12 protein-coding genes are annotated in these 16,698 nt (G+C 58.8%); 8 read left to right on the top strand and 4 right to left on the bottom strand.

Annotated elements, in window-relative coordinates; all coding sequences use genetic code 11:
* Positions 1-56 precede the first annotated feature (56 nt).
* Positions 57-1,244: an MFS transporter gene (locus AC0TN7_RS04900; protein ID WP_473701878.1), complete on the top strand. Its 1,188-nt coding sequence runs from the start codon at positions 57-59 to the stop codon at positions 1,242-1,244.
* Between the two features lie 40 nt (positions 1,245-1,284).
* Here AC0TN7_RS04900 and gap read toward each other — a convergent pair whose 3' ends face one another.
* Both gap and AC0TN7_RS04910 read right to left on the bottom strand, forming a co-directional pair.
* Positions 1,285-2,295: a type I glyceraldehyde-3-phosphate dehydrogenase gene (gene gap, locus AC0TN7_RS04905; RefSeq protein WP_032647707.1), complete on the bottom strand. Its 1,011-nt coding sequence runs from the start codon at positions 2,293-2,295 to the stop codon at positions 1,285-1,287.
* 78 nt (positions 2,296-2,373) lie between these two features.
* The gene (locus tag AC0TN7_RS04910; RefSeq protein ID WP_370883524.1) at positions 2,374-3,354 is read right to left on the bottom strand and encodes a GlxA family transcriptional regulator; all 981 of its coding nucleotides are present in this window, start codon (positions 3,352-3,354) and stop codon (positions 2,374-2,376) included.
* Between the two features lie 149 nt (positions 3,355-3,503).
* Between AC0TN7_RS04910 and AC0TN7_RS04915 the strand changes: the two genes are divergently transcribed.
* Together AC0TN7_RS04915 and AC0TN7_RS04920 are read left to right on the top strand one after the other, a co-directional pair.
* Entirely contained in the window at positions 3,504-4,475 is a 972-nt protein-coding gene (locus tag AC0TN7_RS04915) for a fatty acid desaturase (RefSeq protein WP_473701879.1), read from the top strand.
* The gene (locus AC0TN7_RS04920) at positions 4,468-5,226 is read left to right on the top strand and encodes a phosphate/phosphite/phosphonate ABC transporter substrate-binding protein (protein ID WP_463727186.1); all 759 of its coding nucleotides are present in this window, start codon (positions 4,468-4,470) and stop codon (positions 5,224-5,226) included. Before AC0TN7_RS04915 ends, AC0TN7_RS04920 begins: the two co-directional genes overlap by 8 nt.
* Here AC0TN7_RS04920 and AC0TN7_RS04925 read toward each other — a convergent pair.
* Together AC0TN7_RS04925 and AC0TN7_RS04930 are read right to left on the bottom strand one after the other, a co-directional pair.
* Positions 5,205-6,074 (bottom strand): LysR family transcriptional regulator, encoded by an 870-nt coding sequence (locus tag AC0TN7_RS04925; protein ID WP_473701887.1) that lies wholly within the window; start codon positions 6,072-6,074, stop codon positions 5,205-5,207. The two genes, AC0TN7_RS04920 and AC0TN7_RS04925, sit on opposite strands and share 22 nt — an antisense overlap.
* Positions 6,075-6,123: 49 nt before the next feature.
* The gene (locus AC0TN7_RS04930; RefSeq protein ID WP_473701880.1) at positions 6,124-8,412 is read right to left on the bottom strand and encodes an FdhF/YdeP family oxidoreductase; all 2,289 of its coding nucleotides are present in this window, start codon (positions 8,410-8,412) and stop codon (positions 6,124-6,126) included.
* Between the two features lie 1,001 nt (positions 8,413-9,413).
* Here AC0TN7_RS04930 and AC0TN7_RS04935 point away from each other — a divergent pair.
* The 5 genes from AC0TN7_RS04935 to tssM are packed head-to-tail and all read left to right on the top strand — an operon-like array spanning position 9,414 to position 16,687.
* Positions 9,414-9,908: an SH3 domain-containing protein gene (locus AC0TN7_RS04935; protein ID WP_463727189.1), complete on the top strand. Its 495-nt coding sequence runs from the start codon at positions 9,414-9,416 to the stop codon at positions 9,906-9,908.
* Positions 9,909-9,931: 23 nt separating this feature from the next.
* Positions 9,932-10,435, top strand: a complete 504-nt coding sequence (gene tssJ, locus AC0TN7_RS04940; protein ID WP_024909828.1) for a type VI secretion system lipoprotein TssJ — start codon at positions 9,932-9,934, stop codon at positions 10,433-10,435.
* Positions 10,436-10,463: 28 nt separating this feature from the next.
* Positions 10,464-11,807, top strand: coding sequence for a type VI secretion system baseplate subunit TssK (gene tssK, locus AC0TN7_RS04945; protein WP_024909829.1), 1,344 nt, complete (start codon positions 10,464-10,466; stop codon positions 11,805-11,807).
* 17 nt (positions 11,808-11,824) lie between these two features.
* Entirely contained in the window at positions 11,825-13,063 is a 1,239-nt protein-coding gene (locus tag AC0TN7_RS04950) for a DotU family type VI secretion system protein (protein WP_024909830.1), read from the top strand.
* Between the two features lie 3 nt (positions 13,064-13,066).
* Positions 13,067-16,687 carry a type VI secretion system membrane subunit TssM gene (gene tssM / locus AC0TN7_RS04955; RefSeq protein WP_473701881.1) on the top strand — a complete coding sequence of 1,207 codons (3,621 nt, stop codon included), beginning with the start codon at positions 13,067-13,069 and terminating at the stop codon, positions 16,685-16,687.
* The last annotated feature ends 11 nt before the right edge of the window (positions 16,688-16,698 follow it).

Genomic DNA, 16,698 nt, shown 5'->3' on the forward strand with positions numbered 1-16,698 from the left:
TGAACCTTCTATTCTTTTGCGACTGTAGTCACATTTTTATAACGGGAGATCAACAGATGAGTTCATGTGTCGCGGCGAGCGAGGCGGTAGCGCCTGCAAAACCCGCCTGGCGGGCCGTTTATTCACTGGGGCTGGGGGTATTTGGTTTGATTACGGCAGAATTTCTGCCGGCCAGTTTGTTAACGCCAATGGCCGCGAGCCTGGGCGTGACCGAGGGGATGGCCGGACAGGCCGTCACCGCCACCGCGCTGGTGGCGCTGGTGACCGGGCTGCTGATCACCCCGGCAACCAAAAGTATCGACCGTCGCTGGGTGCTGATGTTTTTCTCGGTGCTGCAAATTATCTCCAGCCTGCTGGTGGCCTTTGCGCCCAATCTGCACGTCCTGCTGATGGGGCGCCTGCTGCTGGGGGTAGCCATCGGGGGATTCTGGGCGATGTCGACGGCCACGACGATGCGTCTGGTTCCGGCGGATAAAGTGCCGAAAGCGCTGGCGGTGATCTTCTCCAGCGTATCGATTGCCACGGTAGTCGCGGCGCCGCTGGGCAGCTATCTGGGCAGCCTGATCGGCTGGCGCAACGTCTTTGTGCTCTGCATTCTGCCGAGCATGCTGGCGCTGCTGTGGCAGCTCTGGGTCCTGCCGTCCATGAAACCTGAGAGCAGCGGCAGCCTGAGTACGCTGTTCCGCGTGCTGCGTCGTCCGGGGATGATCGGCGGCATGCTGGCGACCATTCTGATCTTCAGCGGCCATTTCGCCTTCTTTACCTACCTGCGTCCGTTCCTGGAAACGGTGGGGCAGGCGAGCGTGGAGACCATTTCACTGATCCTGCTGGGCTTTGGTATCGCCAACTTTGTGGGCACATCCGTTGCCGGGCATCTGCTGGCACGCAATCTGCGCCTGACGCTGGCGCTGGTGCCGTTTGCGATGGGCGTACTCGCGCTCATGATGGTCGCCTTTGGTCATCTGGCCATGCTGGACGGGCTGCTGGTCGCGCTGTGGGGCTTTGCATTTGGCCTGGTTCCGGTGGGCTGGTCAACCTGGCTTGCTACCACTGTCCCGGATGAAGCCGAAAGTGCAGGGGGGCTGCTGGTGGCCTCAATCCAGCTGGCGATAAGCGCCGGTGCGGCCGAAGGCGGGGCGGTATTTGACCTCAACGGCGCCAGCGGCGTATTCGCGGGCAGTGGTTTCCTGCTGGTGATGGCGATGGTGATTGTGTTTATGGGTGTGAAAGTGAAAGCGGAATGATTTTTTGCCGGGTGAGCGTTTGCGCCACCCGGCCTCAGGCTTACAGCCCTTTCTTATCCATCAGCACCGCCAGATCCACCAGGCGGTTGGAGAAGCCCCACTCATTGTCATACCACGCCAGGATCTTCACCATGTTCCCGCCAATCACCAGCGTGGAAAGCCCGTCGATAATCGACGATCGCGGGTCGCCCTGGTAATCGCTGGAGACCAGCGGTTCATCGCTATAGCCCAGAATGCCTTTCAGGGGCCCGCTGGCAGCCGCGTTGCGGAACGCGTCATTCACCTCTTCGGCGGTCACGTTGCGGCTCAGCGTCACGGTTAAATCCACAATCGACACCACCGGAACCGGCACGCGCAGGGAATACCCGGTCAGCTTGCCGTCCAGGGAGGGGATGACTTTCCCCAGCGCTTTCGCCGCGCCGCTGGAGTAGGGCACAATCGACAGCGCCGCCGCGCGTGCGCCACGCAGATCTTTCTCCGGCTGATCGTGCAGCGCCTGACTGTTGGTGTAGGCGTGCGTCGTGTTCATCAGGCCATGCTCAATCCCGAACTGCTGGTGCAGCACCTGAGCGGCCGGCGCCAGACCGTTGGTGGTGCAACTCCCGTTGCTCACCACTGTGTGCCGGGCGGGATCGTACTGGTCATGGTTAACGCCCATCACAATCGTCAGGTCGTCGTTCTTCCCGGGGGCGGAAATGATGACGCGCTTAGCCCCACCGTGGGTGATATGTACCGCCGCTTTCTCCCGCTCGGTAAAGAAGCCCGTGGCCTCAATCACCACGTCGGCGCCGACATCACGCCACGGAATATTCGCCGGATCGCGTTCGCTAAACACCGTGATCCGCTGCCCGTCTACCTGCAGCGCGCCGTCAGCCGCTTCAACGGGTGCGGGCAGCTTGCCCAGAAGGGAATCATGTTTCAGCAGGTGGGCGAGGGTTTTACTGTCCGTCAGATCGTTAATGGCCACAATCTGCAGGTCTGGGTTACCCAGCGCCGCGCGCAGGAAATTACGTCCGATACGGCCGAAACCGTTAATACCGACCTTAACCATGGTGCACTCCTTATCTCTGTTGTCTGGAGTCACTGTAGGCGTCGGGCCGGTTGGCGTAAACGACAAAAAAGGATCAGATTACGCCATCTTGCGGCAATGGAATCGCTGGCGGTACTCGCCGGGGGTAAGGTGAAGCTGTTTCTCAAAGATGCGGCGCAAATTAATGCTGGTGCCAAACCCGCTTTGCTCAGCAACGCGCTCCAGGGAGTCATGGGTCTGCTCAAGCAGCTGGCGGGCGGCGGCCAGACGCGCTTCGGTCACGTAGCGGGCCGGAGAGACCCCGGCCTCGCGGGTAAACACGCGGGTGAAGTTACGCGGGCTCATCGCCGCTTTCTCGGCCAGATTTTCCACGCACAGATCGGCGGTGAGGTTCTGCAGGATCCAGGCTTGCAGTTCGCTTATCGGGCCCGACGCGCCAGGCGGCTGCAGGCTGTAACGACTGAACTGCAGCTGGCCGCCGGGACGACGCAGATACATCACCATATCCTGCGCCACGTCGCGGGCGAGGGTAAATCCGTAGTCGTCCTCCACCAGCGCCAGGGTCAGATCGAACCCGGAGCTTACGCCGCCGGAGGTCCAGATGGGACCGTCCTGAATATACAGCGGACCGCTTTCGACGTGGATAGCCGGATACTGGGTTTGCATCGTCTCCAGCAGCCGCCAGTGGGTGGTGGCGCGACGACCGTCCAGCAAGCCGGTCTGGGCCAGCAGCATCGCGCCGCCGCAGATAGAGGCTACCCGCCGGGCATGCGGCGCAGCGAGGTGCAGCCAGTCGACTACGGCTATGCTCTCCTGCTCGTTCATACCGCGTCCGGTGATGATAATGGTGTCCAGCGGTTCACGCGGATCCAGCTCAGGCAGACGATAGTCCGCCAGCAGGTTCAGGCCGGACTGGCCGTGGATCACCTGGTGAGGCTGCGTGGTGGCGATGATAATCCGGTAGCGGGGCTGCGCAAGCCCTTCCGGGTGCAGCCGGTTGGCCTGCATCAGAATGTCGGCGATGCCGGCGGCTTCAAACAGCATGCCGCCGTCGGGAACGATAATCAGGATCTTCTTCATGTCCTGAAAAGTACCTTTATCACAGAATAAGTCAAGCAACGCGTGCGCCCCACGTTTCTGGCAAAGCAAATCGATTTAAGTTCTTTGTTATTTCCGGCGTTATCCCCGATCGTCAGGGCTCTGTCTCTGGCGAAACGGCGTCCGAAGGAATGAGTCAACGAAGCTCCCTCTATTTACATCCGCAACAACGCGAACAAATCCGCCATCTTGCATCGGGTTTTATATGGCGAAGCGAACTGCCCACCTGGCTGTTGATTATCACTGTTTATGCAGGCTGGTTTGGCACGCTGACGTTCTGGCAAACGCTCGGCCTGCTGCCCTCCACGCTGCTGCTCGTCTGGTTTAGCGCCTGGTACATGTCCCTGCAGCATGAGCTGATCCACGGACACCCCACGCGTTTTGCCTGGATTAACCAGCTGTTTGGCACGCTCCCGCTGGCGGTCTGGTATCCGTACGGCCTGTACCGGGACTCCCATCTGGCCCATCATCGGCACCATAGCCTGACCCATCCGGTGGATGACCCGGAGTCGTACTATTTTACCGACGAGAGTTGGGGGCGCTTTTCCCCCAGGCAGAAGCGCCTGATCCGGGCCCGGAATACCTTTGCCGGGCGGCTTCTGCTGGCGCCGCTGCTGGATATCGTCCAGACGCTGTGCAGCGCCGCGGCGGCGTTTCGCCATCTTCACCTGAGGGCGATGACGATGTGGCTGGTTCACATCACGCTGCTGGCGGTACTCTTCGCCTGGATGACGCATATCGGTTTTTCACCCGTCTGGTTCGTGCTTGCGGTCAGTTATCCCGCGCTGGCGCTGACCAAGGTGCGATCGTTTTTCGAACATCGTGCGGCGGACGATCCGCTGGCGCGCTCCGTCATTAACGAGGCCGGGCTGTTCTGGCGGGTGCTGTTTTTGAATCTCAACTACCATTCAGTACATCACGATCTGCCGGGCGTTCCCTGGTACGGGCTGAAGACGATCTACCAGCAAAATCGGGAGGCGTACCAGCAGCGAAACCGCGGTTTTCTGGTCAGGGGCTACGGTGAATGGCTGCGCCGGTTCTGGTTCAGTCCCGTCGACGTCACCGTTCACCCCGGAAAACAACAGGGAGAAGGGTATGAGTAACCTGCTGGCGTTTCCCATGTATGCGGTGGATCGCGCCGACACGCGCGCGCTCTGGCTGGCGGTTAAGGGATTGCTGGCTGCACGCGGTGTGCCCGTCGATGATGTCCCCGACTGTCCGGAGTCCGATCTGCTCACGCACTGGCAACAGCCCGGGCTTATCCTCAGCCAGACCTGCGGTTACCCGCTGGTCACGCAGCTCCCGGACGTGCAGGTGGTCGGCTGTTTTCACTACACGGCACCGGGCTGCGAAGGGATCCGGTACCGCAGCTTTCTGGTGGTGCGTGAGGAGGATCGGCACCTGACGCTGGCGGAGTTTCGCGGACGACGGGCGGTCTGTAATTCACCAGACTCCCAGTCCGGATACAATGCGCTGCGAAAAAAAGTGGCTCCCCTGTTGAGTGGCGGTCCATTTTTCGCGCAAACGTCCTTTAGCGGCAGCCATCGCCAGTCGCTGATTGATGTGAAACGCGGGGCAGGGGATATCGCGGCCATCGACTGCGTGACCTGGGCACTGTTGCAGCGCCATGAGCCGGAACGGCTTGCGGGGCTGGCGATCATTGACCATACCCCGCTGACGCCGGGACTGCCGCTGATCGCTTCGCATAACACCTCACCTGAAACGCTAAACGCCATTCGCGATGCGCTCCATGCGCTGGTCAGTTCACCGGAACATCGGGCGATTTGTGACGCGGTGCTGATCGGCGGTTTTAGCGTGGTGACGCGCGAGGCCTACGCCTCATTGTCCGCGTGATAAATCTCCTGCGCGTCGGTAAAACAGCGCAGCGCCAGCGAGGAGATAGGCTTTTGCCTGCGCATAATCAGGCCGACAGGGGCCTCAATGTTCGCGTCAGCGATGGGGACAATCCTGAAATGGCTGTTCAGTGCTTCCAGCCCGTTGTTCAGCGGCATGACGGCGCAGCATACGCCGCTCTGCACCGCCTGAATGATCTGGAACGTGGAGTCGCTCTCGAAAACGGCCGTCGGTTCAATGCCGACAGACTTAAAGCCGGCCTCCATATGCGCCCGGTAGTGCATCCCTTTGGTCAGGAACCCCAGCGGAAAATCCGTCAGATCGCGCCAGGTCAATGTCTCCTGGCCGAGCTGGAAATGACGGACGTCGTGCAGCAGGCCCATCTTCGTTTTGGGAAGCTGGATAATATCGAACTGGCTGGTGTCAATGCTGTTGAGGTAGCAAATTCCCAGCTCAAGCTGATTGCGGCTGACGCCGTCGGCAATCTGCGCGGAGGACATAGAATAGAGGCTGTAGGTCAGCTCCGGGTATTTTTGCGTCAAATGGCGAATAAAAATCATCGGATCCACGCTCGCCAGCGGCACCATCCCCAGACGGAGTTCGCCCACCACCTGGCCTTTGCACAGCGCGGCTTCCGCCTGTAGCCCGTCATGCGCGGCCAGCAGCGAGCGGGCCCACGCGAGGATGCGTTCACCCTCCGGCGTAAACCCTTCAAAGCGCTGCCCGCGCACAATCAATACCAGCCCGAGCTCCTCCTCCAGGCTGCGGATGCGCATGGAGAGGGTCGGCTGGGTAATGTTGCACTGCGAGGCAGCCTTGCCAAAATGGCGGGTCTCGTCGAGCGCGATTAAATATTTTCACTGTTTAATATCCATCTTTTTCTCTGCGCGAACAGCCTTACAGCATGCGGATCTCTTTTGAGCGCAGGGTGATGCGAACCGGAACGGATTTATACGACGGCGTACCGCTGTCCTTATCCAGATAATCAAGCGGTACCAGCACGTTGGCTTCCGGATAATAGGCGCCGACGGTCCCCGGCGCGATGTTGTACGCCACCACGGTAATGTCTTTCAGACGCTGAACGCTGCCGGGCAGGGCGGTTTCGATATCCACGCGGTCGCCGTGTTCCAGCCCTGACTGCGCCATATCGTCTTCGTTCATAAACAGCACGTCGCGACGGCCAAATACGCCACGGTAGCGGTCGTCCAGGGCGTAAATGGTGGTGTTGTACTGGTCGTGGCTGCGCAGCGTGATCAGGCGCAGAACATGCTCACCTTCACCGCTGGCGTTCTCGTGAACCCCGTCGAACACCGAGAACATCGCTTTTCCCGTCGCCGTTGGCCAGATACGTTGCGTCGGTGGCAGTGGCATACGGAAACCACCGGGAACGCGGATCCGCGCGTTATAGTTCTCAAACCCCGGAATGGTCTGCTCGATCAGATCGCGGATGCGGTCGTAATCCTCAACCAGCGTCAGCCAGTCCACGCGGGTATCCGGCAGGGTGGCTTTCGCCATGCCCGCGACGATAGCGGGTTCTGACCGAAGCAACGGCGATGCAGGCTTCAGCTTGCCGGATGAAGCATGCACCATCGACATGGAGTCTTCGACGGTAATGGACTGGCGGCCGGTGGCCTGAACATCCAGCTCGGTACGGCCAAGACACGGGAAAATAAAGGTCTCTTTGCCCACCAGCAGATGGGTACGGTTGAGCTTGGTGCCGACGTGCACGCTCAAATCCAGGTTACCCATCGCCGGAAAACCCCGCTCGTGATCGGGCATCGCGACGGCAAAATTGCCGCCGAGGCAGATGAGCGCTTTCGCGCGGCCGTCGATCATCGCCTGCGTGGCCTGCACCGCGTCGTGTCCGTGGTGCGACGGTGGCTCAAAGCCGAACACGTCCTTCAGGCGATTAAGGAATGCCGGTGTGGGTTTCTCGCTGATCCCGACGGTACGGTTCCCCTGCACGTTTGAGTGGCCGCGCAGCGGGCATATTCCCGCGCCGGGCTTGCCGATATTCCCCCGCAGCAGCAGCACGTCGGCAATCAGGCGGACGTTGGCCGTCCCTTTATTGTGCTGCGTAATCCCCATCCCGTAGGTAATGATGGTGGCCTTCGATTTTGCATAGGCTTCGGCGACCTTTTTGAGCGCCGCCAGGCTCAGACCCGACTCGCGTTCGATGTCGTCCCAGCGGGTTTGCGCGATATCGGCGGTGAACGCCTCAATGCCCTGGGTGTGTTCGGCAATAAATGCGTGGTCCAGCACGTCACCGCGTTCGGCCTCCATTTCCAGCAGGTGTTTGGCAATGCCTTTCAGCGCGGCGGCATCGCCCCCGGCCTTCACCTGGAAATAGGTCGAAGCGATATCCGTGGAGCTGTAGGTTGCCATTTCAATCACGCTTTGCGGGTCGGCGAAACGTTCCAGGGCACGTTCGCGCAGCGGGTTAAAGACGATAATCGGCACGTTCCGGCGGGCCAGCTCGTGGAGGGTCCCCATCATTCGCGGATGGTTGGTGCCGGGGTTGTGACCAATTGAGATCACCAGCTCGGTCTTATCGAAGTCGTCCAGCGAAACGGTGCCTTTTCCGATGCCAATTGAACGCGGTAAACCGACGCTGGTGGCCTCGTGACACATATTCGAGCAGTCGGGGAAGTTGTTGGTGCCGTATTCGCGAGCAAACAGCTGGAACAGATACGCCGCTTCGTTAGAGGCGCGTCCTGAGGTATAGAATTCGACCTGGTCCGGATCGAGCCCGCGCAATACTTCGCCGATGCGTTGAAACGCCGCGTCCCAGTCGACGGGGCGGAAGGTGTCGCTCGCCCGATCATAGCGCAGGGGGTGCGTGAGTCGACCGTAGCCTTCCAGCTCAAAGTCCGATTTTGCCAGCAGCGAGGAGACGCTGTTTTCAGCCAGAAACGCGGGGGTGACGCGTTTGCTGGTCGCTTCCCAGGTCACCGCTTTGGCGCCGTTCTCGCAGAACTGGAACGTCGATTTGTGTTCTTTATCAGGCCACGCGCAGCCCGGGCAGTCGAAGCCGTCAGGCTGGTTGGTGCGCAGCAGCGTCGCGGGAGCGTCAAGGGTATCCATTTGGGTACGTACCGCGATGGCCGTCGCTTTTAGTGCCCCCCAGCCGCCGGCAGGGCCGTCATAGTGTCTGATGCCTGGCACCGAGCGTCTTTTCTTGTTCATACCCACTCCTGATTTGTTCGGTCAACAACATCTGAACCCATAAAAGCGCTGCACAGGACAATAAGCGAAAGCAATGACGACCGTATGGCTACGCGCATGCGGTGCGGGAAAGTGCCTTATCTTAAATTCTTTTTATTACAGCGATTTATGTGATTTGATGTTTAAATATTTAAAGAAATTATAACGAAATTTTATCATTTTAATAATAAATCTTATCTATCGGTCGGTAGGCGAGATAGATGGCGGTGAGTAAGGAAGGATGTAGCACCAGTAAAACTTCGAATGAAGCTGATGCGTGAGAAATATAGCCACGATTCGTGGCTGGCGGACCCCCGGACGCATTTTTCAACTGAGAGAATGACAGAAAGGTTTACTCATGCTTAATGAATAACAGATATAAGGTATACCTGGCGGTGGAATTTTCACCGCGCGAATATACAGTTTTTTTGCGACGTGAAATTAACGTAGCGCTGCATAAGTGAAATATTCTCACCCAGGTGATGAAGCGTGTTCAATATTAAAGATACCCTGTTAGTGCAACAAATAATTCATCATCGATATATTCCTTTGACATCAAAAAAACGCGAATTCTACTAATTATGGTAGTGGCGATAATAGCGTTATTGCGTTAATGAAAGTGGTTCTCTTTTGTGTTTTTGATATATAAAACATCATGTTATGTGGTTTTGCAGTGAGGAAATAAGAAAGGGTTGGGCAAATCGTTTTTTTTCATAGGATTAATCCTATAATTTTCCGACTGCTTCATTTACCAACAGTTACGCGGCGGTAAATATTGAATTGATGCGAAGCTCATGTAAACTTGCTTACCGTTTGTCAAAATATGTCAGGAAGATGCTGGGCCTTATTCTGAAGGGCTCGTGCGGTAGCTATGCCCTTAACATAGTAACGCCCCGAAAATATCCTGGCTATTTTAACAATAGCACTTAAGTCAAACTTCATCCCCTTATCTCCATCATCGAAATATCGCTACGGAAAAGCATATGAAAATGCGCGTACTGTTTTCACTTCTGTTTGTAATGGCGGTGGCGGGCTGTAAAGCGCCGCAAAAACCTGTGATCAATGACGATACGATCGAGACCATCCAGGTCAACGGCGTTACCTTAACCCACCGTCACGCTGTGACGCCGCCGACGGAGTTCACGCCGGTCAACGAGCCGTATCGTGCCATGTATCCGGCTTCCCTGATGAGCCGACCTGACTTCGGCGGCAAAGTTATCCGTAATCTCGAGACCGGAAAAACGTACGTGGTGCTGGGGCAGGTTGAACACTACTGGATGGCGCTTGCCGACGAAGGCAACGATCAGCTGATTGGTTACGTCCCGATGCGCGCCGTCATCAAGGCCGACCAGTACGACGCCGCCGTGCGTAAACAGGCCATTCGTCCAAAGGCGCGTAAAAAAGCGACCTGTGTCGATGTCGATGGCAACAGCAAAGCCTGCAAAGACAGCGCTAACGGTACCTGGATCCTGAACTAAACGGCTTTCATGAGCGCATTTTTATGAATAATAAAAATTTTCATAAGCTGTGGTTATTCTTTTACGCGGCGATTTTCGCCCTGGTCAGTGGTTGTACGTCGTCTTCACACAGCGACCCCTCCCGCTACAATCTGCAGTTTCAGGCTCATCCACAAATCAATGAATCTGCGCCGCTTAAGGTCCGGGTGCTGTTGCTGAAATCCGATGCGGATTTCATGTCCAGCGACTTCTACTCCCTGCAGAACAACGCGTCAGCCACGCTTGGCGCGAATCTGCTGAACAGCGACGTGTTCTTCCTGATGCCGGGACAGCTGTCCAAAACCCTCAGCGGGCAAAGCTCTCCGGAGGCCCGTTACATCGGCGTGATGGCGGAGTATCAGGTGCTGGATGGCAAAAAATGGCGCGTTTCACTCCCTCTGCCTGTGCCTGGCGAAAATCATATCTACCAGTTCTGGAAATGGTCCGCAGATGAACTTCAGGCCAACGTTTTTCTCGACGTGAACGGCATTCGTGTCATCAGCCAGTAACGCGCTTCAAAACAGGAAACACATCATCATGACGAAAGCAGAAAAGGTCGTCTGGACCGAAGGCATGTTCCTGCGTCCACACCATTTTCAGCGGACTGAAAGCTATCTGCTCAACCATGTTCGTGAATGGGGCGCACTACAGCGGTCGTATCTCTGGGGCTTTCTCGACGTTGAACTGGATGAAGCGATGCTTCGTCAGGGATGCATTGCCCTGAGCTACTGCAGCGGTTTGCTGCCGGACGGCACCTTTTTCCAGGTACGTAACGGGCGCAACGGCCCTGCACCGCTGAAAATTCCTGACAATCTCACTAACGAAAAGGTGGTGCTTGCGCTGCCGGTACGTCGTGGCGAGAGAGAAGAGGTAATTTTTAGCGAAGAACCGGCCTCGCTGGCGCGCTTCATCGCTTTCGAGCAAGAGGTGGAAGACGATAACGCCATGTCGGTGGGGGATGCCACCGTCCAGTTTGGCCGCCTGCGTCTGACCCTGATGCTGGAAAAAGACCTCACGGCAGAGTGGACCGCCATCGGCGTGGCGTTTGTGACCGAGAAGCGTAACGACAACCACGTGCGGCTCGACAACAGCTACATCCCGCCGATGCTCAACGCCAACAACAGCCCGCAGATCTACAGCATGATCAACGATCTGCACGGTCTGCTGGTACAGCGCAGCCAGCAAATTGGCGGTCGTTTGCGCCAGCCCGGTCGCTTTAATACCTCCGAGCTGATTGAGTTCACGCTGCTGTCGCTGGTTAACCGTCATCTGGGCGAGGTTTCTCATTTAAAAACCCTCCCGCTGCTGCATCCAGAAACGCTCTGGCGCAGCTGGCTGCCGTTCGCGACCGAGCTCGCCACCTGGACGTCCCAGCGTACCGCTGAAAGCGTGCTGCCGATTTACGATCATGACGATCTGGCAAACTGCTTCAGCAAGCTGATGCTGATGCTGCGTCAGGGGCTGTCGCTGGTGATGGAAGACCACGCGATTCAGCTGCCGCTTAACGAACGCTCTCACGGCCTGAACATCGCCACGGTGCCTGAAACCAGCATGGTGCGTGAGTTCGGCTTCGTGCTGGCGGTTAAAGCCAACGTGCCAGGCGAACACCTGCAAACCCATTTCCCGGCGCAGATGAAGGTCGCGCCGGTCTCGAAAATCCGCGATCTGGTTCAGCTTCAGCTGCCGGGCATTATGCTGCGCGCCATGCCGGTCGCGCCGCCGCAGATCCCGTGGCATGCCGGCTATAGCTACTTTGAACTGGAGAAGGGCAGCGAGCTGTGGCACGAGATGGATAAGTCCGGTGCATTCGCCCTGCATCTTGCAGGGGAATTCCCGGGGCTGGATATGGAGTTTTGGGCCATCCGTAGCCCGACAGAATAATAAAGCGAGCGCTTAATATGCAGGAACGACAGGACACCGGCAGTGATGCCGCCTTTACCGGAGCCAGTAGCAACAATCAGCTGGTGGCGGCCGCCAATCCGCTGCTCAATGCGATTCCGCAGATCCGTCACTCGATCTCCCATGACGATCAGGTGGCGTTACGCCAGCGCCTGATTGATGAGATTCGCCGTTTCGAAGTCCGCTGCCAGCAGGCGGGACTGCCCTACGAAGTGATCGTCGGGGCTCGTTACTGCCTGTGTACGGCGCTCGATGAGGCCGCCGCGCTCACCCCCTGGGGCAGCAGCGGCGTCTGGTCAAGCAACGGTCTGCTGGTGACGTTCCATAACGAAACCTGGGGTGGCGAGAAGTTCTTCCAGCTGCTGGCGCGCCTGTCGCAAAACCCGCGCGAGCACATTCTGCTGCTGGAGATGATCAACTACTGCCTGCTGCTGGGCTTCGAAGGACGCTATCGGGTGCTGGATAACGGCCGCACCCAGCTTGAAACCATCAAGCAGCGGCTGTGGCAGATGATCCGCGGCGTGCGCGGCAGCTATCCGCCGCCGCTTTCACCCCATCCGGAAGATCGTCCGGTGCTGCGCAAGCTCTGGCGGCCGATGGTTCCCCTGTGGGCCTGCGTGGCGCTGGCCGGGTTTATCGCCTGCCTGTTTTATATCGTGCTTAACTGGCGTCTTGGCGATAACACCAACCCGGTGCTGGCGAAGATTTATCAGTCCCAGCTGCCGGAAACCACTATTCAGCAACCGGCGCGTCAGCTTCCGGCTGTGCTGAACCTGCGCGGCTTCCTGAAACCTGAAATCGAGGCTGGCCTGGTCGCGGTGAAAGACGAAGCGGATCGCAGCGTCGTTATCCTGAAGGGCGACGGGCTGTTTGCTTCTGCCTCTACCGTCGTGCGTGACCGCTATGAACCGGTCATCCACCGCATTGCGCAGGCGATGAATAACGTCAGCGGCAAAATTCTGGTGGTGGGCTACAGCGACAATGTGCCGATCCGCAGCGCGCGCTTTGCCTCTAACTATGAACTCTCTCTGGAACGCGCCCGCTCGGTACAGAAAATGCTGCAGGGAAGCCTCTCTCAGCCTGGCCGCGTGAAAGCGGAAGGGCGGGGCGAGATTAACCCGGTGGCGCCGAACACGACGCCTGAAAATCGCGCCCGTAACCGCCGTGTGGAAATTACTCTGCTGGTGTCGCCTGAAAACACTCAGGCTGAGCTGAACGGATTGCCGCAAGGAAACTAAGGAATGCTGACTACACTTCTTTCCATTTTGACCAACCGCATTCTGTGGAGCTTCCTCGGCGTCACGGCGCTGGCGGCGGTGATCTGGATGATTGGTCCCCTGTTGTCCATCGTGGACACTCGACCGCTTGAGTCTGAGCAGAACCGTATTATCAGCATTGCCGTGGTCTATCTGCTCTGGGCGCAGGGCCACATTCTGCCGCGCCTGTACAACGCCTGGCTGAACCGCAAGCTGATGGACAAGCTCAAGGAGAATACCGCCAGCCCGGAAGCGGCGGATCCGCAGAAGCGGCTGAACAGCGAGGAGCAGATCCTCGCCAGCCGTTTTGATGAAGCCGCGCAGATGCTTAAAAAAGCGCACTTCAGCAAAGCGGGCCAGGGCGCCCAGTGGACGCAGCGCTTCAGCACGCAATATCTCTATCAGCTGCCGTGGTACGTCATTATCGGCGCGCCGGGCTCCGGTAAAACCACGGCGCTGGTCAATTCCGGGCTGCAGTTCCCGCTGGCCGATCGTTTCGGTAAGACCGCGCTGCGGGGCATTGGCGGCACGCGCAACTGCGACTGGTGGTTCACCAATGAGGCGGTGCTGCTGGACACGGCGGGCCGCTATACCACCCAGGAGAGCGAGCAGGTGCAGGACGCCGGCGAATGGCTGGAGTTCATGGGGTTACTGCGTAAGTATCGCCGCCGCCAGCCGATCAACGGCGTCATCATCACCATCAGCATTTCTGACCTGCTCACCCAGTCCGCCGAGGCGTCCCGCCAGCAGGCGGTGAACCTGCGCCAGCGTCTGTCCGAGCTGCATGAGCAGCTGGGTATCCGCTTCCCGGTGTACGTGATGGTGACCAAGGCCGACCTGCTTAAAGGCTTCCGCGCGTGGTTTGCCGACTACGATAAAGCCCAGCGCGACCAGATCTGGGGCTTTACGCTGCCGTGGGAGCAAACCAAACACGCTGATTACGACCTGATGGGCAACTTCCAGCAGGAGTTTTCTCTGCTACAGCAGCGCCTTGATGCCGGGCTGCCGGAAACCATGCTGAAAGAGCATGACGCGAAAACCCGCGCAGAAGCGTATCTCTTCCCGCAGGAGTTCGCCGCGCTGCGTCCGCTGCTGGCAGACTACCTGAGCACGGTCTTTGCCCGCTCCAACTTCGAAACCGAGTTCTCTCCGCGCGGGATCTACTTCGCCAGCGGGACGCAGGAAGGCATGCCGTTCGACCGCGTGATGGGCGAACTGAATCGCGCCCTGTCGCTGCCGGAAGGGGGCGAGGCGGATAACTGGGATTCGGTCAGCAAAGAAGCGCCTATCCCGGGTGCTAAAGGCCAGAGTTTCTTCATTAAGAACCTGCTGCAAAACGTTATCTTCCAGGAAGCCGGGATCGCCGGGGAAAACCGCTGGTGGGAGCTGCGCAACCGGGCGGTGATCTGGTCCGGCTACGCGGCGCTGCTGGCCCTGCTGGTTATCCTCGGCGGTCTGTGGCTCACCAGCTATGCCAAGAACAAAACCTATCTGGCAGAGGTGGATGCGAAGGTGCCGCTGCTCGACCAGCAGAGCAAAGCGTTACAGAACCAGCCGCAGCGCGATCTGTTCGATCTGCTGCCGCTGCTGAACGGGCTGGTTGACCTGCCGAAAAGCGACGCGTTTGATGTGAACGATCCGCCCGTATCCCGCCGTATGGGGCTCTATCGCGGGGATGACGTCAGCGATGCCGCGCAGTCTCTGTACCAGAAAGCGCTGGATCAGATGCTGCTCCCTGCCGTTGCCATGCACATCACTACCTGGCTGCGCAACGACAACGGCAGCGATGTGGAATACAGCTATGAAGCGCTGAAAGCCTATCAGATGCTGTATCAGCCGAAGCACTATGACGGCAAATTCCTGCATTCGTGGGTGATGCTCAATCTGCAGCGGAATCTGCCGCAGAACGTCACGAAGGCGCAGCTGCAGCAGCTTGAATGGCACCTGACGCAGCTGCTGGAACCGAAAATTCAGGCCTCGCCGTACGCGCAGGATGAATCTCTGGTTGCCCGCGAAAGAGCGATGATCAACCAGCAGCCGCTCTCCACGCGCGTATACGGTCGCCTCAAGCGCCTGCTGGAACATGATGACAACCTGAAGCCGGTCTCCCTTTCCGACCTGGGCGGACCGCAGAGCGAGCTGGTATTTTCCCGCAAAAGCGGCAAGCCGGTGAGCGAAGGCGTACCGGGTCTGTATACGCCGGACGGCTACTGGAAAAGCTTTAACGGCCAGATTGACAGCGTGACCACCGCCCTGCACGAGGATGACGCCTGGGTGCTGGGGGCCGCGACGGCGCAGGAGGATAAACAGCAGATCGATAACGCCGTGCGCCAGCTCTACATGCGCGACTTTATCGCCAACTGGGATCGCTTCCTCGCCGACATTCAGCTCAATAACAGCGCCGACCTTTCCCAGCGCATCAACACCGCGCGCCTGCTCTCCGGCGGCAATTCGCCGCTGCGTCGTCTGGTGCAGAACCTGAGCCAGGTCCTGACGCTGTCACGCAATGCGCCAGCGCCAGAAGATGCAGGCAAAGCGCAGGATCAAAGCAACCGCGCTACCCGTACGCTGGAAGCCCTGTTCAGCAACAGTGACGCAGCGCCGACCCAGGCCGCCGTGGTCACCCAGGCGCCGGAACAGCTGGTCACCGACCACTATGCGCCGATGATTGAGCTGGCGCAGCCGCTGGAGAAGGGGGGGAAGACCATCGTGTTTGATGATTTTCTCAAGCAGGTGGATGAACTCTATCGCTACCTGACCGCCGTCCAGGACGCGGCCAACAGCGGTATGCCGGCACCGGGTGGGGAGGCGATCAGCCGTCTGCAGGCCAGCGCCGGTCGTCTGCCGGGCGGGCTGCAAACCATGTTCAGCAACATGGCGGTGGGCGCCAGCAGCGATACCCAGCGTCGTGATCTGGAAAACGTGCGTAAGCGAATTAACGTTGAAGTGGGCGGTTTCTGCCGTCAGGCGATTGCCGGTCGCTACCCGCTGGTGCGCAGCGCCAGCACCGAGGTCACCCCTGACGATCTCGCGCGCATGTTTGCGCCGGGTACCGGGCTGATGGACGCTTTCTTCCGCGACAATCTGACCAATAAGGTGGACACCACGCAGGCCAACTGGCGCTTTATGCCGGGCATCGACGGTAAAACGCTGCCGGGAAGTGAAGGGCTGCTGAGGCCGTTCCAGCAGGCCCAGTCGATTCGCGACGCCTTCTTTGCTAATGGCGCAACGACGCCGTCCTTCAAGGTGACGGTTCGCACTGTGCGAATGGATAACACCATTCTGAACCTGACCCTGGACGTTGACGGCCAGCTGCTGCGCTACAGCCACGGTCCGCAGGCCGTGCAGATCATGAACTGGCCGGGGCCGGGCGGCACCAACCAGGTACGCATGCAGCTGGGGCTGGCGAACGGCAGCACGGCGACGCTGGTCACCAACGGCGCCTGGGCGCTCAACCGCTTCTTCGATAAAGCGAGCACCAGTCCGGGCGCGGGTAGCCTGAGCCGTCAGGCCACCTTCAACGTCGACGGACATCAGGTCACGCTGGAGTTTGCGCCAAACAGCATTCGCAACCCGTTCCAGCTTCCCCGTTTCTCATGCCCATAACCGCAAGGACA

This window comes from Enterobacter sp. PL_is511 (assembly GCF_055816065.1).

What these genes read in the sequence shown, in the direction of transcription:
- AC0TN7_RS04900 (WP_473701878.1), top strand. Translation starts at nt 57, where the DNA reads ATGAGTTCATGTGTCGCGGCGAGCGAGGCGGTAGCGCCTGCAAAACCC.
- gap (WP_032647707.1), bottom strand. Translation starts at nt 2,295, where the DNA reads ATGGTTAAGGTCGGTATTAACGGTTTCGGCCGTATCGGACGTAATTTC.
- AC0TN7_RS04910 (WP_370883524.1), bottom strand. Translation starts at nt 3,354, where the DNA reads ATGAAGAAGATCCTGATTATCGTTCCCGACGGCGGCATGCTGTTTGAA.
- AC0TN7_RS04915 (WP_473701879.1), top strand. Translation starts at nt 3,504, where the DNA reads ATGAGTCAACGAAGCTCCCTCTATTTACATCCGCAACAACGCGAACAA.
- AC0TN7_RS04920 (WP_463727186.1), top strand. Translation starts at nt 4,468, where the DNA reads ATGAGTAACCTGCTGGCGTTTCCCATGTATGCGGTGGATCGCGCCGAC.
- AC0TN7_RS04930 (WP_473701880.1), bottom strand. Translation starts at nt 8,412, where the DNA reads ATGAACAAGAAAAGACGCTCGGTGCCAGGCATCAGACACTATGACGGC.
- AC0TN7_RS04935 (WP_463727189.1), top strand. Translation starts at nt 9,414, where the DNA reads ATGAAAATGCGCGTACTGTTTTCACTTCTGTTTGTAATGGCGGTGGCG.
- tssJ (WP_024909828.1), top strand. Translation starts at nt 9,932, where the DNA reads ATGAATAATAAAAATTTTCATAAGCTGTGGTTATTCTTTTACGCGGCG.
- tssK (WP_024909829.1), top strand. Translation starts at nt 10,464, where the DNA reads ATGACGAAAGCAGAAAAGGTCGTCTGGACCGAAGGCATGTTCCTGCGT.
- AC0TN7_RS04950 (WP_024909830.1), top strand. Translation starts at nt 11,825, where the DNA reads ATGCAGGAACGACAGGACACCGGCAGTGATGCCGCCTTTACCGGAGCC.
- tssM (WP_473701881.1), top strand. Translation starts at nt 13,067, where the DNA reads ATGCTGACTACACTTCTTTCCATTTTGACCAACCGCATTCTGTGGAGC.